Raw genomic sequence first — 14,848 nt, forward strand, 5'->3', positions numbered from 1 at the left:
CGCGCGGCTCAGAGCTGCGAGCCGTCGATCGAGAACGTGTCGCAGGCACCGGCACCCTGCTCGTAGCCCGCTTCGAACCATCGCACGCGCTGCTCACTCGTGCCGTGCGTGAACGTGTGCGGGTTCACCTGGCCCTGCGTCGCCTCCTGGATGCTGTCGTCGCCGACGGCCGCCGCGGCGTCGATCGCCTGGGTGTACTCGTCGCGCGTGATCGGCTGCAGGAACGGCACGCCCTGCTCATCCTCGGTCTGCGACGCCGCCGCCGCCCACGATCCGGCGAAGCAATCGGCCTGCAGTTCGACGCGGACCGCGTTCGACGTCGGACCGGTCTGGCCGTCCTGCGCGCGTTCGAGCACGCCCGCGATGTTCTGCACGTGATGGCCCCACTCGTGTGCGACCACGTACATCTCCGCGAGGGGACCGCCACTCGCGCCGAACCGGCTCTCGAGCTGGTCGTAGAAGCTCGTGTCGATGTAGATCGTCTGGTCGGGCGGACAGTAGAACGGGCCCGTCGCCGATGAGGCGTTGCCGCAGGCCGTCGATACCGACTGCTCGAAGAGGATGAAGTTCTGCGGCCCCACGTAATCCACGCCGATGTTCGGACCCTCCGCCTGCCAGTAGTCCTCGAGCGAGGCCGACGCGCCCTGCATCCGGCATTCGATGCGCTCATTCGCGTCCTGTCCCGTGAGGCACTGCTCGAGGGCAGTGTCATCGGCCGCAGGCTGGCCCCCGCCTCCGCCGAGGAGTCCCGACAGGTCGACACCCAGGAACTGCGAGAGCAGGAAGATCGCGACCACGCCGATGCCGCCGCCGCCGATGGCGAGGCCGGTGTTCCGTCCGCGATGGGATGCCTTGCCGCCGCTGATGTCCGAGTCCGGGTTGAACGTCATGTTCCGACGCTACTCGGGAGAGCGGTAGGAAGACCGCCGAGGCCCCGGTTCGGCCGACCGGTTGACAACGTCGTCGGAATCGGGTTCGGCTTCTTCGTCATGCCCCTCCGCGTCGCCGTCGTCGTCGTCGTCTTCGTCGTCGTCGTCGTCGTCGTCTTCGTCGTCGTCGTCTTCGTCACCGGCGTCCTCGTCACCGTCGCCCCTCGCAGCGTCGGCCTCATCACCGGCGTCCTCATCCGCTGCGCCGACCGCGTCGGCCGCCTCGCCGTCCTCCGGGTCCGAGCCCTCGTGGCCGGCGAACCGGTCGGTCGCGCGGATGAGCGCATCGAGGATGCCCGGTTCGTCGAATGCATGTCCGGCGTCCTGGATGATGTGGAACTCCGCCTCGGGCCACGCGCGATGCAGCTCCCACGCGGTCATCGTGGGCGTGCACACGTCGTACCGGCCCTGCACGATGACGGCGGGGATGCCTGCGAGTCGCGTCGCGTCACGGATGAGCTGCCCCTCCTCCCACCAGCCGCCGTGCCGGAAGTAGTGGTTCTCGATGCGGGCGAAGGCCGTGGCGTACTCCGGTTCGGTGAAGCGGGCGATGGTGTCGGCCTGGGGCAGCAGCGTGATCGTCGATGCCTCCCAGCGCGACCACGAGACCGCGGCCGACTGGTGCACCTCGGGATTCGGATGCTGGAGCAGCCGCCCGTACGCCTCGATGAGATGACTGCGGTCGAGCAGGGGAATCGGCGCGATGAACTCCTCCCAGAGGTCAGGGAACACCGCGGCGGCGCCGCCCTCGTAGAACCAGTCGAGCTCCTGGCGGCGCAGCGTGAAGATGCCGCGCAGCACGAGTTCGGTGACCCGCTCGGGGTGCGTCTCGGCGTACGCGAGCGCGAGCGCGCTCCCCCACGAACCACCGAAGACCTGCCAGCGGTCGATGCTCAGGTGCTCGCGCAGCCGCTCCATGTCCGCGACGAGGTGCCAGGTGGTGTTCGCCGACATGTCGACTTCGGGCTCGCTCGCGTGCGGGATCGAGAATCCGCATCCGCGTTGGTCGAACAGCACGATGCGGTAGCGCTCGGGATCGAACAGGCGACGGTGCACGGGACTCGTCGCGCCCCCGGGCCCGCCATGCAGGAACACGACCGGCTTGCCCTCGCGGTTGCCCGAGACCTCCCAGTAGATGTGCTGGCCGTCCCCCACATCGAGCATGCCCGTCTCGAGCGGCTCGATCTCCGGATACAGGTCTCTCATGTCCACACGGTAAACGAACGGCGGATGCCCCGCCACCGCGCCGCGCCGCCGCAGCCCTCGGCCCGAGGCATCCGCCCCCCATGCCGGACGTTCTCAGGAACCCGACCTACGCTCGCCGCATGCGACCCGTTCCCGATCAGCTGCGTCCAGGCCAGGAGTCGGTCTGGGACTACCCCAGGCCCCCGCGGGTCGAGCACGTCGACCGGCGCATCACGATCGAACTCGGCGGCGAGCGCATCGTCGACACGCGAGACGTCGTGCGGGTGCTCGAGACGAGTCATCCGCCGGTCTACTACCTCCCGATCTCGGCATTCGTGCCCGGCTCGCTGGCGCACGACCGAGGCTCGTCGTTCTGCGAGTTCAAGGGCTCGGCGGGCTATCTGAGTGTGCGCGGTGGTGACGTGGCGGTCCCTCGTGCGGCGTGGAATTACCCATCGCCCGAGCCGGGGTTCGAGGCGCTCGCCGACCGCGTCGCCGTGTACGCCGCACCGATGGGTGCGTGCACGGTCGACGGCGAGCGCGTCGAGCCGCAGCCCGGCGGATTCTACGGCGGATGGATCACGGCGGAGGTCGCGGGGCCGTTCAAGGGTGGACCGGGCAGTTCGGGCTGGTGAGCCGCCCGCCGACGCGACGGCGACCGTCGGCGCCGGGGCGTAGGCTCGCGGTATGAGGGTCAAGCCGGTCACCATCACCGTCACGGGCGCCGGAGGCCAGATCGGCTACGCCCTGCTCTTCCGCATCGCGTCGGGGGCGATGCTCGGCCCCGAGACACCCGTGCGACTGCACCTGCTCGAGATCCCGCAGGGGCTCCGCGCCGCCGAGGGCGCGGCGCTCGAGCTGCAGGACTGCGCCTTCCCGCTGCTCCACCAGGTCGAGGTGTACGAGGACGCGAAGGTCGCCTTCGAGGGCGCGAGCCACGCCCTGCTCGTGGGCGCGCGCCCGCGGGCCGCCGGCATGGAGCGGGGCGACCTGCTCGCGGCGAACGGTGGCATCTTCGGCCCGCAGGGGGAGGCGATCAACGCGGTGGCGGCCGACGACATCCGGGTCGTCGTGGTGGGCAATCCGGCGAACACGAACGCCCTCATCGCTTCGGCGCACGCACCCGACGTGCCCGCCGAGCGGTTCACGGCGCTCACCCGCCTCGACCACAACCGCGCGCTCGGGCAACTCGCGCCGGCGGTCGACACGCCGGTCGGCGACATCCGGAACGTCACGATCTGGGGCAACCACTCGGCCAGCCAGTTCCCCGACGTCGCGCACGCGACCGCCGCGGGCGACCCGGTGCCGGGGCTCCTCGCGGGGCGGCTCGGCGGCACCGAGGCCGCACGCGAGTGGATCATCGACGAGTTCATCCCGCGCGTGGCGAATCGGGGCGCCGAGATCATCGAGGTGCGCGGATCGTCGTCCGTCGCCTCGGCGGCGAACGCCACGATCGACCACATGCGCGACTGGGTGCACGGCACCACGGGCGGCTGGACGAGCGCCGCCGTCGTCTCCGACGGGTCCTACGGTGTGCCCGAAGGTCTCGTGTCGTCGTTCCCGGTCGAGTCGATCGACGGCGGCTGGCGCATCGTGCAGGGCCTCGGTCTCGACGCGTTCGCGCAGCACCGCCTGGCGACCAGCGTCGCCGAGCTCGACGACGAACGTGAGGCCGTGCGCGCCCTCGGTCTCATCTGACCTGATCCGCATCGAGGAGGATGCCGCCATGACGGATGCCACGACGCTCGACCTCTCGCCCTATCGCCTCCTCGTCGACGAACGGTTCGACGGCGACGAGCTCGCGCGAACGCGCTGGCTGCCGCACTACACGCCGCACTGGAGTTCACGAGCGGCGTCGGCCGCCCGTTACGAGGTCTCCGCGGGCACGCTGAAGCTCCGCATCGACGCCGACACCCCACCGTGGTCGCCCGAGTTCGACGGCGACGTGCGGGTCTCGCACCTGCAGACGGGCGAGCTCGCGGGTCCGCTCGGGAGTCCCGTCGGCCAGCACCGGTTCCGGCCTGGCCTCGTGGTGCGCGAGGAGCAGGACGAGGAGCGTCTGTGGCTGCCGCACTTCGGCGTCATCGAGGCACGGGCTCGCGGCATCCGCCACCCTACGGCCATGGTCGCGCTGTGGGCGATCGGCTTCGAGGAGGAGCCCGCCGACAGCGGCGAGATCTGCATCTTCGAGATCTTCGGCAGCGAGCTCGACGACGACGACGGGCTGGTGGGCGTGGGGGTGAAGCCGCAGCACGATCCGCGGCTCGAGCTCGACTTCGAGAAGGTGCGGGTCTTGGGCGACCTCACGTCGTTCCACGACTACGCCGTCGAATGGCTGCCGGGCGAGCTTCGGTTCTTCATCGACGGCCGCCTCGTGAAGGTCGTCGAGCAGTCGATCGCGTACCCGGTGCAGCTCATGCTCGACGTGTACGAATTGCCGACGGATGCCCCGCGCGACACGTCGTCGCATCCGCTCGTGTTCGAGGTGGCGCGCGTGCGCGAATACGTGCCGCGCTGACCCGCTTAGGCTGGTGGCATGGCCGCAGAACCGATGTCCCCCGCACGCCGCAAGCAGCTCATCGTCGGGCTCGTGGTCGGTGCGCTCGTGGGGGTCGGCATCAGCCTCTGGACGGGGTTCTGGCTGTGGCTCGCCGCCGGCCTCGCCGTGGGCCTCGCGGCGGGCGCCCTGCTGAAGCCGCCGTCGGAGTAGCTACCGCGGGTCGAGGCTCGCCGCCGCGACGTATGCCTCGATACCGTCGATCACGCGCGCGAGCCCGAACCCGAAGGCACGCTCGGGGTCGGCCGGCCCTCCGTACTCCTCGCCCGCCGCCTGACCGACACGACCCGAGATCGGGTAACGCGCCGGGTCGATGATCTGCTCGAGAATGGGCGCGTTCCGCTCCCACCATTCCTCGTCGGTCTCGGAGGTCGAGCGGTGCAGGCGTTCGGCATCCACGTAGGCCCTCGCCGGGCCGACCACGAAGCCCGCGATCAGCGTGACCACCTGGTCCATGTCGATGTCGCTGAGACCGAGCCCCTCGATCGCCCGCAGGCTCCATTCCCACCGGTCGGAGACGTTCGGGCCGAGTGGTGGCCGGCTGGTGTCGATGGAGAGCAGCCACGGATGCCGCAGGTACTCGTCCCATGAGATGCGAGCCATCTGCTCGAGCCGTTCGCGCAGCGACCCGGCCGGTTCGGGCAACGGATGCTCCCCGGCGACGCGGTCGACCATGAGATCGATGAGCTCGGCCTTGCCGGGCACGTACGTGTAGACCGACATCGGCTTGAGTCCGAGTCGCTCGGCGATGCGTCGCATCGAGAGCGCTTCGATGCCCTCCTCGTCGGCGATCTCGACGGCGGTGTCGACCACGGCGTCGACGCTCACGCGCTGTTTGGGCCCGCGCGACCCGACCGGCTCGCCGAGACGGTGGCGCCAGAGCAACCGGAGGGTGCGGTCGGGTTCGCCTCGGCCGGTGGATTCCGTCGACATGGGGGCTAGCCTACATTCTCCGTATGGTGTACGGTTTGAGAATAACCTCGTACACCGTACGTTGAAAGAGAGCGATGACGCAGACAACGAATTCACTCCACCACTCGGCTCCCGCTCTGGAGGCCACAGGACTCCGCAAGCGCTTCGGGGCCACCGACGCACTCGACGGCTTCGACCTCCGGATCGCGCGCGGCTCCGTGCACGGCCTCCTCGGCCCGAACGGCGCGGGCAAGACCACCGCAGTACGCTGCCTCGCCACGCTCACCGAGCTCGACGACGGTCGGGCGACCATCGACGGCATCGACGTGCGCCGCCGGCCCGCAGCGGTGCGGGAGCGCATCGGGCTCGTCGGGCAGTTCCACGCCGTCGACGAGGCACTCACCGCCACGCAGAACCTCGTGCTGTTCGCACGGCTGAGCGGCCTGTCGAAGGCGCGGGCGAGGCGCCGCGCCGACGAACTGCTCGCCACGTTCTCACTGACGGATGTCGCAGGCCGCGCCGTCTCGGGATTCTCGGGCGGCATGCGGCGCCGGCTCGACATCGCGGCGAGCCTCGTGCTCACGCCCGCCGTGCTGTTCCTCGACGAGCCGACCACCGGCCTCGACCCGCGCGGCCGCGCGACCGTGTGGGAGGCCGTGCGGGAGGTCGCCGCCGCAGGCACGACCGTGCTCCTCACCACGCAGTACCTCGACGAGGCCGACCAGCTCGCCGACCGCGTCTCGGTGATGGATCGAGGACACGTCGTCGCAGAAGGAACCCCGGTGGAGCTCAAACGCCGGCTCGGCGGTGACCGCGTGGCGGCCGTACTCGCCGATGCCGAACGTCTCGGCGACGCGGCCGGCATCATCGCCCGGACGGCCGGCGCGGAGGCATCCGTGGACCCCGACACCCGCACCGTCACCGTCGAGGTCGCCGACGGCCCGCGGGCGCTCGCGCCGATCGTTCGCGCCCTCGACGCCGAGCACCTCGCCGTCGACGACCTCACCCTGCGCCGCCCGACCCTCGACGAGGTGTTCCTGCACCTCACGGGCGACGCCGCCGACACCAGCGAACAGCACGCCGAACTGGAGGCCCGATGACCACGACGACCACGACCACCGCCATGACGACGAGCACGGGCGTCCGCGACCGGCGCCGCAACGCGCTTCGCGAGGGCTGGCTCATCGCCGGCCGCGACGTGCTGCACTGGGTGCGCGAGCCCTGGGGCCTCGTGTTCGGCCTGGCGTTCAACATCATGCTGATCCTGATGTTCGGATTCCTCTTCGGCGGCGCGATCGAGGTGCCGGGCGGCGGCGACTACATCGCGTTCCTCCTGCCCGGCATGTTCGCGCTGACGATGCTCTTCGGACTCGAGAGCACCATGACCGCCATGGCGGAGGATGCCAAGCGCGGCATCACCGATCGCTTCCGGTCGCTTCCGCTGTCGAGCGCGTCGGTGGCGCTCGGTCGGGCGATCGCCGACCTTGCGAACTCGGCGCTCAATCTCGGCGTGCTCATGCTCGGCGGTCTCCTCATCGGATGGCGCCCGACGACCGGTCCCACCGAGATCGCGCTCGGCGTGCTGCTGCTGCTCTGGCTGCGCTTCGCGCTGCTCTGGCTCGGGATCTTCCTCGGCCTGACCTTCCGCGGCACCAGCGCCACGACGGCGGTGCAGGTGCTCGTCTGGCCGATCGGATTCCTGTCCACGGTGTTCGTCTCAGCCGAGACCATGCCCGGATGGCTCGGCGCGATCGCCGAGTGGAATCCGGTGTCGGCCACCGCCACGGCGGCCCGCGAGCTGTTCGGCAACCCCACGGGCGCGACCGGCGGCTGGCTCGCCGACAACGCCGTGCTCGCGGCATCCGTCTGGCCGCTCGTGATCGCCCTGGTGTTCATGCCGCTCGCGGCATCCGCCTACCGACGACTGCGGCGCTGAGGCACGGGTGAGAACAGGCACGAGTGGCGGAAACCGGCTCGCAGCACCTGTTGTCGGTACCGCCACGGCGTGTCGCCCTGTTTCCGCGGGAGACGACGAAGGCCGGGTCCTGATCGGGCCCGGCCTTCGCGCGTGCGGATGCTACTTCTTCGACTTCTCGGGAACCGGCAGGGTGCCGGCGGCACGCTTCGCCGCGTAGTAGGCGCGTGCCTCGTCTTGGCGCTCCTGCTCGGCGCCCGACGCGATCTTCGCGCGCAGGTGCTCGGGCTTGTAGCCGAACGCGTCCACGAGATCCTGCGCGTGCGGACGCAGGCGCTCGAGGAGTCGGTCGATGTACGCCGTCACCGCCTGGGCGCGCTGCGGCGACAGCCGGCCGTGGATGAGGTACCACGCGAGGTGCTTCTCGACGAGGCCGAGGCCGAACAGGTCGCGCAGCCAGGTGAGCACCTGCTTCGTGCCCGGGTCGGTCGTCTGCTCCACCGCACGCGTGAACGCCTCCCACTGCAGCAGCTCGGCGTGCGCGCGGGCGGCCTCGATGAGCTCGTTCTGGTTGCGGTTGAAGGCGGCCGCGGCATCCGCCTTCGGCAGCTTGCGCGCGTCGCGGAGGCGACCGGCGATGTCGGCGACCATCGTCTCGACGCGGTCGGTGAGCAGCTCCCGTTGGGTGTTCGTGTCACGCAGCTCCGACACCGAACGCGCCGTGGAGCCGAAGTCGGCGATGGTCTGGGCGAGGCGGCGCAGGCCCGTGCCGTGATAGGCGCGCTCGGCGGTCTGCGTGACGACGTACCGCGCCATGACCCCCGCATCGGCCTTGGCGAACTGCTTCGAGAAGTCGGTGAGCAGGCGCTTCGCGACGAGCTGGAGGAGGACGTTGTTGTCGCCCTCGAATGTCGCGTAGATGTCGAGATCGTGGCGCAGCCCGACGATGCGGTTCTCGGCGAGGAAGCCGGCCCCACCCGTCGCCTCGCGCGCCTCCTGGAGGGTGTCGAGCGCGTGCCATGTCGACAGCGGCTTGAGCGCGGCCGCGATCGTCTCGAGGTCCTGACGGTCCTCGTCGGTGTCGGCCTTGCCCGAGAACACGGCGTCGAACTTCTGCAGGAACTCGTCGTGCGCGAAGACCTGCGCGTAGGTCGTGGCGAGCTTCGGAAGCAGGCGCCGCTGGTGACGCTGGTAGTCGAGCAGCACCTCCTCGTCGGTGTCGCTCGCCGCGTTGAACTGACGGCGCTGGTTGCCGTAGGTGATCGCGATCGTGAGCGCCATGGCGGCTGCGGTCGTCGCCGCGCCATCGAGCGAGACGCGGCCCTGCACGAGGGTGCCGAGCATGGTGAAGAAGCGGCGGCCCGGGCTCGAGATGGGGCTCGAGTAGGTGCCGTCGGCCGCGACGTCGCCGTAGCGGTTGAGGAGGTTCTCGCGCGGCACGCGCACGTCGGTGAAGTGCAGTCGGCCGTTGTCGATGCCGTTGAGCCCGCCCTTGAGCCCGTCGTCTTCGCCGCCGATGCCCGGCAGGAACTCGCCCTCGGCGTCGCGGATCGGCACGTAGAAGGCGTGCACGCCGTGGTTCACGCCCTTCGTGATGAGCTGGGCGAAGACCACGGCGGCGATGCCGTGCAGGGCGGCGTTGCCGAGGTAGTCCTTCCACGCGCCGCGGAACGGCGTGTGGATGACGAACTCCTGCGTCGACTCGTCGTAGGTCGCGGTCGTGCCGATGGCCGCGACATCCGACCCGTGACCGGTCTCGGTCATCGCGAACGCCCCCGGCACCTCGAGCGACATGATGCCGGGCAGCCAGGTGCGGTGGTGGTGTTCGGTGCCGAGATGCAGCACGGCGGCACCGAAGAGGCCCCACTGCACGCCCGCCTTGATCTGCAGGCTCGGGTCGGCGATGACGAGCTCCTCGAACCCGGCGATGTTGCCGCCGTGGTCGTCCATGCCGCCGACCGACTTGGGGAATGCACGGTGCACGGCACGCTGGTCGACGAGGATCTTGAGCTGCTTCAGCACGCGTTCGCGATGCTCCGCCATCGACTGGCCCTCGATGCGCTGGAGGTCTGGGTGCGCGGCGCGCTCGCGTGCGGCGAGGCGGAGGTCGGCCCACGTGCCGAGGAGCTGGCGTCCGAGTGCCGCGACGTCGACCTTGGGCGAATCGGGGGCCGGTGCTGCGGGCGGCGCCGGGATCGGTGCCGCGACCTCGTCCTTCGCGGGCTTCGCAGGCACCGTGGCGGGGCGCTCGCCCGTGGTCTTCGTCGTGGTGCGGTGTGCCGTGTCAACCATCGTCGGTTCTCGTCCTTCGTGTCAGCGGCGGTCAGCTCCCACCACGGTAGGACGACCCGCCCACGGCCGAAAACAGGGCGTCCGGCCCCTACAAGCCGCGTGCGCGACGATTCGTCGGCGCCTGTGGAGAATCTACAATCTGGGGTGCGTACGCCGCAGCGGTATGCACAACCGGATGCCGCGTCATCCGTTCACCCCACCACGCTGAACGGCGCCGATGCGATCAACTAGCCCACACCGCAGAATCGCTCGACGGTCACGCTGGCGTTCGTCTGGAACAGCGGCGAGCGCGACCCTCAACTGGTCGGCTCGCCGGGTGCGAGGCCACTGAAGTAGCGCGTCGCCTCGCGCGACCACAGCAGGAACAGGAGGGCAAGTGCCAGGAGCCCGCTGGGGATCTCGGTCGGCAGGGTGGTCGGCGCCGCGATGCCCGACGAGACCGAGCCCGCCAGCGAGATCACCTGCAGGATCGTGGCCGCGAAGCGGGAGACCGCGTTGCCCCGGAACAGGCCGTACGCGACGACCAGCATGATGGCGCCCAGCACGATCGACGTGACGGCGACCGCGCCGAGAAAGCCCGCTCCGCCGAGCCGCTGCGCCGCCTCCGCGTCGGATTGCACCGCGAGCAGCGCGACGCCGCCGATGATGTCGAAGATGCCGGACACGATCGCGAGGATGGCCACGATGGTGACGCCGAGCGGACGCTTGGGGCCGAACTGGTCTGACATGTTGCTCCTGACGACGCCGGTGCACGGATGCCGCGGGCCATGACCCGTTGCCGCGATCCTAGCCCTCGACGGGCGGTCGACAGCCCATGTCGATGGCGCGCCGCAACGGATCAGCCGTGCTCGGCGACGACGGCGAGGAGCTTCTCACCGTACGCCTCGAGCTTCTTGGCGCCGATGCCGTTGATGCCGTCGAGGTCGGCCAGCCGACTCGGACGCATCTGCGCGATGCCCCGGAGGGTGGCATCGCCGAACACGATGTAGGCCGGCACGCCCTGTTCGCGGGCTTCGCCGGCGCGCCACGCCCTGAGCGCCTGGAAGAGCTCGGCCTGCGCGGGCTCGAGGTCGGCGGCGGGCGACGCCGCCTTCGGCCCGCGCGAGCGGACGGGGCGGTCGGGTTCGGTGCGGAGCATGACCGTGCGCGCGCCGGAGAGGACGCCGGCCGCGGCATCCGTCAGCGCGAGCGTGCCGTACTCGCCGTGGGTCGCGAGCAGCCCCTGGGCGAGGAGCTGGCGCACGACCCCGCGCCACTGCTGCTCGCCGAGGTCGGCGCCGATGCCCCACGTCGCGAGGGAATCGTGGCCGTACTGGCGAACCCTTGGGGTCTCCTTGCCGCGGAGGATGTCGATGAGGTGGCCGGCGCCGAACTGCTGCCGGCGCTCGCGCTGCAGGCGCACGATCGTCGACATGAGCTTCTGCGCCGAGATCGTGCCGTCCCACGCGGCGGGAGGCTCGAGGCAGGTGTCGCAGTTGCCGCACGGCTCGCTCGCCTGGCCGAAGTAGGCGAGCAGGTTCTGGCGGCGGCACTGCACGGTTTCGCACAGCGCCAGCATGGCGTCGAGGTGGGCCGCGAGCCGCCGGCGGTGGGCGAGATCGCCGGGACTCTCGTCGATCATGCGGCGCTGCTGCACGACGTCTTGGAGTCCGTACGCGAGCCACGCGGTGGCGGGCAGGCCGTCGCGGCCGGCCCGACCGGTCTCCTGGTAGTAGCCCTCGACCGACTTCGGCAGGTCGACGTGGGCGACGAAGCGCACGTCGGGCTTGTCGATGCCCATGCCGAACGCGATGGTTGCCACGACCACGACGCCGTCCTCGCGGAGGAACCGCTCCTGCGTGCGGCGACGCACGTGCGCGTCGAGACCGGCATGGTATGGCATGGCGTCGACGCCGTTCGCGGCGAGGAATGCGGCGAGCTTCTCGGTCGACGCGCGGGAGAGCGCGTAGACGATTCCCGAGACCGGGGTGCCCGCGCCCGTCCGTGTGGGCGCTGTCCGCCCCTCGCTGCGGACGAAGTCGAGCAGCTGCCGACGCACGTCGATCTTCGGCGCGATTCGATACTGGATGTTGGGCCGGTCGAAGCTCGACACGAAGTGGCGTGCGCCCTCCAGGGAGAGCCTCGTGGTGATCTCGCGGTGCGTGGCGTCGGTCGCGGTGGCCGTGAGCGCGATGCGCGGCACGTCGGGCCAGCGCTCGGCGAGTTCGGAGAGCGCGAGGTAGTCGGGTCGGAAGTCGTGGCCCCACTGCGCGACGCAATGCGCCTCGTCGATGGCGAAGAGGGCGACGCGGCCCTCTTCGAGGAACCGCTTGACCGGTTCGGCATTGAGGCGCTCGGGCGCGATGTACAGCAGGTCGAGTTCGCCGGCGAGGTAGGCGCGCTCGACGGCGGCGCGCTCGGCCGGCTGCTGGCTCGAGTTGAGGTAGGCGGCCCGAACGCCGTTGCGTACGAGCGCGTCGACCTGGTCGTGCATCAGGGCGATGAGCGGCGACACCACCACGCCCGTGCCCTCGCGAAGGAGGGCGGGGATCTGGTAGCACAGGCTCTTGCCGCCGCCGGTGGGCATGAGCACGACCGCGTCGCCGCCGCCCGTGACCTGCGCGATGATCTCGGCCTGCTCGCCGCGGAAGGCGTCGTAGCCGAAGACCGTGTGCAGGGCCTCGGCGGCGGTGGTGAAGCGGGCGGGGGCGGCGCGTGCCACCAACCGGGTCGCCGTCGCGGCGGCACCGGCATCCGGGTCAGCAGCCGCGGCCGCGTCGGAAGGGGCCCAGCCGAGGTCGGCAGGCGGGGCCCACTCGTCGTCGGGCGGCGGGAGCTCATCGGGATCCCAGGGGACCTCCTCGGCCCAGTGGGGTTCCGCGTTCGAGCTCACCTGACGAGTGTAACGAGCGCCCCTGACGGCTGGCCGGGTCATCCCCAGGGCGGACGATGGCCCCGCACGAACAGGAACGGCCCCGGACCTCAGTCCGGAGCCGTTCGCTGCGTTGTCGAGACTCAGTTCACAGCGGAAGCGTGAACGAGCTCGTCGTGCCGGTCGGGGTCGTGATGATGAATCGCGACTCCGCAGTGGCGCCCGCCGGAATGGTGAACGTCACCGTCGCCCGGCCGATCTCGTCGAACGTCGACGGGTCGGGGAACGACGGGTCCACCGTGGCCGTTGTGAGATCGGTCCCGTCGAGCGAGACGGTCACCGTGCCCGCCTTCGGGTCGTTCACGGTGCTGAAGTCGAGCGACGAGAGGTTCACGGTCGCCTGGTCGCCGACGATGCTCACCACATCCACGCCGACCGCGCGCTGGGCGTAGTCGGGCGCCGCCGAGCCGAACGCCTGGAAGTACGCGACCATCGCCTCGAGGTCGATCTTGCCCGTGTCGGCCGTGTTCGCGCCGTCGCGGAAGGTGACGAAGTTGTCACCGCCCGAGGCGAGGAACGAGTTGGCACCCACCTTGTAGGTCGCCGCGGGGTCGAGCGCCACACCGTCGAGGAAGATCTCGGTGATGTGCGAGCCGGCAGCTGCGTTCGGGTCGTACGTGTAGGTCAGCGCCTTGTTCACGCCGAGCTTCAGGAACGGACGAGACGCACCGGCGGGCTGCCACTGCTCCTCGAGCACCGCCTTGACCTGCGCGCCGGTGAGGTCGAGCGTCACGAGCGTGTTCGCGAACGGCTGCACGTTGGCGGCCTCGCGGAACGTGGTGCCGTCGGCGTTGATGTCGGCGCGGAGCCCGCCGGGGTTCATGAACGTGATCTGCACGCCACGGTCCTGGTCGTCCTCGTTCAGTGACCAGAGCTGCACGTCGGCGACGAAGTTGCCGAGCGTCGACTCCCCGCCGCGGTTCTCGACGAGCGCGGGCTGGCCGTTCACGACGCCCGGCTGTTGCGCACGGCTGAAGACGCCTTCGGCGACGCCGATCTCGACGTTGCCGAGTTCATTCGCGACTTCCGTGGCCGCGGTCACGATCGGGACGATCGCGGGGTCGGGCTCGAAGAGGTACTCCGTGACATTGCCACGATCGTCGAACGCGGTGGCCATCGTGTAGATCGTGTTCTGCATCCGGTGGATCTTGCCACTCTTCTGGTTAAAGGTGATCTCCATGTTGCTGAACCGCTCGCCGTACTGGCCGCTCGAGATGACGGGCCGTCCGTCGATGACGTGGTTGTACGCCAGGTGGGTGTGACCCGAGACGATGGCGTCGATGTTGTCGTTCGCGTTCAGCACGATCTGACCGAACCGGGAGTTCGGGTCGGTCGCCGATGCGACATCCGTTGTCGCGGCGCCCTCGTGCACCAGCATGATCACGACGTCGGCTTCGCCGTTCGCGTCGTCGCCGTCGCTGAGCTGGTCGGCGACGCGGTTGGCGGCCTCAACGGGGCTGCCGACCGTGATGTCCTCGATCCCGGAGGGGCTCACCAGCGAGGGCAGCTCGTCGGTCACGGCGCCGACGAACCCGATGCTCACACCTTGGAATTCCTGCACCCAGTACTCGGGCAGCGCCGGGTCTCCGGTCTCGGCGTCGTAGATGTTGGCGCCGAGGTACTCCCATTCGGCGAGCGGCATCACCCGGTCGGTGAGGTCGGCGAAGCCCTTGTCGAACTCGTGGTTGCCGACGGCGCTCACGTCGAGGCCCGCAGCGTTGAGGCCCTCGATCGTGGGAACGTCCTGCTGGATGAACGACGTGAACGTCGATGCGCCGATCATGTCGCCGGCGGCGGCGAACACCGTGTTCGGATTCGCGTCACGGAAGAAATCGACCGCGGTCGCGAGCCGGGCGATGCCCGCGGCCGTGCCGTTCTGCTCGATGCGGCCGTGGAAGTCGTTGACGGTCACGAGATTGATGTCGACGAAGGCCTTCGCCTGCGCCTTCGGCGGCAGTCCACCGTCGGGCACGGCCTGCGCCGGCGCCATCGCGCCGAGCGTGAGACCCACGGCCGAGGCCGTGGCGAGCGCGCCGGCGGCGACCCACCTGCGTGAACGTGTGGTGCCCCTGGTGCGGAGGCCCGCACCATTGGAATGTGGTTGCATCCCTTGTCTCCTCTGCGAGTCGCCCGAGGAGCGTCGGATC

12 protein-coding genes and 1 pseudogene are annotated in these 14,848 nt (G+C 70.2%); 6 read left to right on the forward strand and 7 right to left on the reverse strand.

The features are described 5' to 3' along the window. Positions 1–8 precede the first annotated feature (8 nt). The gene (locus tag AB0K73_RS09510; RefSeq protein ID WP_360517485.1) at positions 9–890 is read right to left on the reverse strand and encodes a neutral zinc metallopeptidase; all 882 of its coding nucleotides are present in this window, start codon (positions 888–890) and stop codon (positions 9–11) included. Positions 891–1,184: 294 nt separating this feature from the next. Beyond that, positions 1,185–2,135 (reverse strand): annotated as a pseudogene (pip, locus tag AB0K73_RS09515) (prolyl aminopeptidase); the annotation flags it as partial. 119 nt (positions 2,136–2,254) lie between these two features. Here pip and AB0K73_RS09520 point away from each other — a divergent pair. The 4 genes from AB0K73_RS09520 to AB0K73_RS09535 are packed head-to-tail and all read left to right on the forward strand — an operon-like array spanning position 2,255 to position 4,824. Then, the gene (locus tag AB0K73_RS09520; RefSeq protein WP_360517488.1) at positions 2,255–2,749 is read left to right on the forward strand and encodes a DUF427 domain-containing protein; all 495 of its coding nucleotides are present in this window, start codon (positions 2,255–2,257) and stop codon (positions 2,747–2,749) included. A gap of 52 nt (positions 2,750–2,801) precedes the next feature. Further along, positions 2,802–3,812, forward strand: a complete 1,011-nt coding sequence (locus AB0K73_RS09525) for a malate dehydrogenase (protein ID WP_360517491.1) — start codon at positions 2,802–2,804, stop codon at positions 3,810–3,812. A 28-nt stretch (positions 3,813–3,840) separates the two neighbouring features. After that, positions 3,841–4,632: a glycoside hydrolase family 16 protein gene (locus AB0K73_RS09530; protein WP_360517494.1), complete on the forward strand. Its 792-nt coding sequence runs from the start codon at positions 3,841–3,843 to the stop codon at positions 4,630–4,632. Positions 4,633–4,650: 18 nt separating this feature from the next. Next, positions 4,651–4,824 carry an HPP family protein gene (locus AB0K73_RS09535; RefSeq protein WP_360517497.1) on the forward strand — a complete coding sequence of 58 codons (174 nt, stop codon included), beginning with the start codon at positions 4,651–4,653 and terminating at the stop codon, positions 4,822–4,824. Here the strand turns inward: AB0K73_RS09535 and AB0K73_RS09540 are convergent, their stop codons facing one another. Continuing rightward, positions 4,825–5,604: a TetR/AcrR family transcriptional regulator gene (locus AB0K73_RS09540; protein ID WP_360517500.1), complete on the reverse strand. Its 780-nt coding sequence runs from the start codon at positions 5,602–5,604 to the stop codon at positions 4,825–4,827. Positions 5,605–5,678: 74 nt separating this feature from the next. Between AB0K73_RS09540 and AB0K73_RS09545 the strand changes: the two genes are divergently transcribed. Then, positions 5,679–6,683, forward strand: a complete 1,005-nt coding sequence (locus AB0K73_RS09545) for an ATP-binding cassette domain-containing protein (RefSeq protein ID WP_360517503.1) — start codon at positions 5,679–5,681, stop codon at positions 6,681–6,683. Further along, the gene (locus AB0K73_RS09550; RefSeq protein WP_360517506.1) at positions 6,680–7,519 is read left to right on the forward strand and encodes an ABC transporter permease; all 840 of its coding nucleotides are present in this window, start codon (positions 6,680–6,682) and stop codon (positions 7,517–7,519) included. Before AB0K73_RS09545 ends, AB0K73_RS09550 begins: the two co-directional genes overlap by 4 nt. A 141-nt stretch (positions 7,520–7,660) precedes the next feature. On the opposite strand, the gene AB0K73_RS09555 is transcribed toward AB0K73_RS09550, so the two are convergent. From AB0K73_RS09555 to AB0K73_RS09570, 4 genes are all read right to left on the reverse strand, one after another. Beyond that, the gene (locus tag AB0K73_RS09555) at positions 7,661–9,790 is read right to left on the reverse strand and encodes an acyl-CoA dehydrogenase (RefSeq protein ID WP_360517509.1); all 2,130 of its coding nucleotides are present in this window, start codon (positions 9,788–9,790) and stop codon (positions 7,661–7,663) included. Between the two features lie 296 nt (positions 9,791–10,086). Continuing rightward, entirely contained in the window at positions 10,087–10,518 is a 432-nt protein-coding gene (locus AB0K73_RS09560; RefSeq protein WP_360517512.1) for a hypothetical protein, read from the reverse strand. A gap of 110 nt (positions 10,519–10,628) precedes the next feature. Continuing rightward, positions 10,629–12,662, reverse strand: a complete 2,034-nt coding sequence (recQ, locus tag AB0K73_RS09565) for a DNA helicase RecQ (protein WP_360517515.1) — start codon at positions 12,660–12,662, stop codon at positions 10,629–10,631. 127 nt (positions 12,663–12,789) lie between these two features. Then, entirely contained in the window at positions 12,790–14,808 is a 2,019-nt protein-coding gene (locus AB0K73_RS09570) for a bifunctional UDP-sugar hydrolase/5'-nucleotidase (RefSeq protein ID WP_360517518.1), read from the reverse strand. Between the last annotated feature and the right edge of the window lie 40 nt (positions 14,809–14,848).

Source organism: Agromyces sp. NPDC052230 (assembly GCF_040679595.1).
In the GTDB taxonomy this organism is placed as follows: Bacteria; Actinomycetota; Actinomycetes; order Actinomycetales; family Microbacteriaceae; genus Agromyces.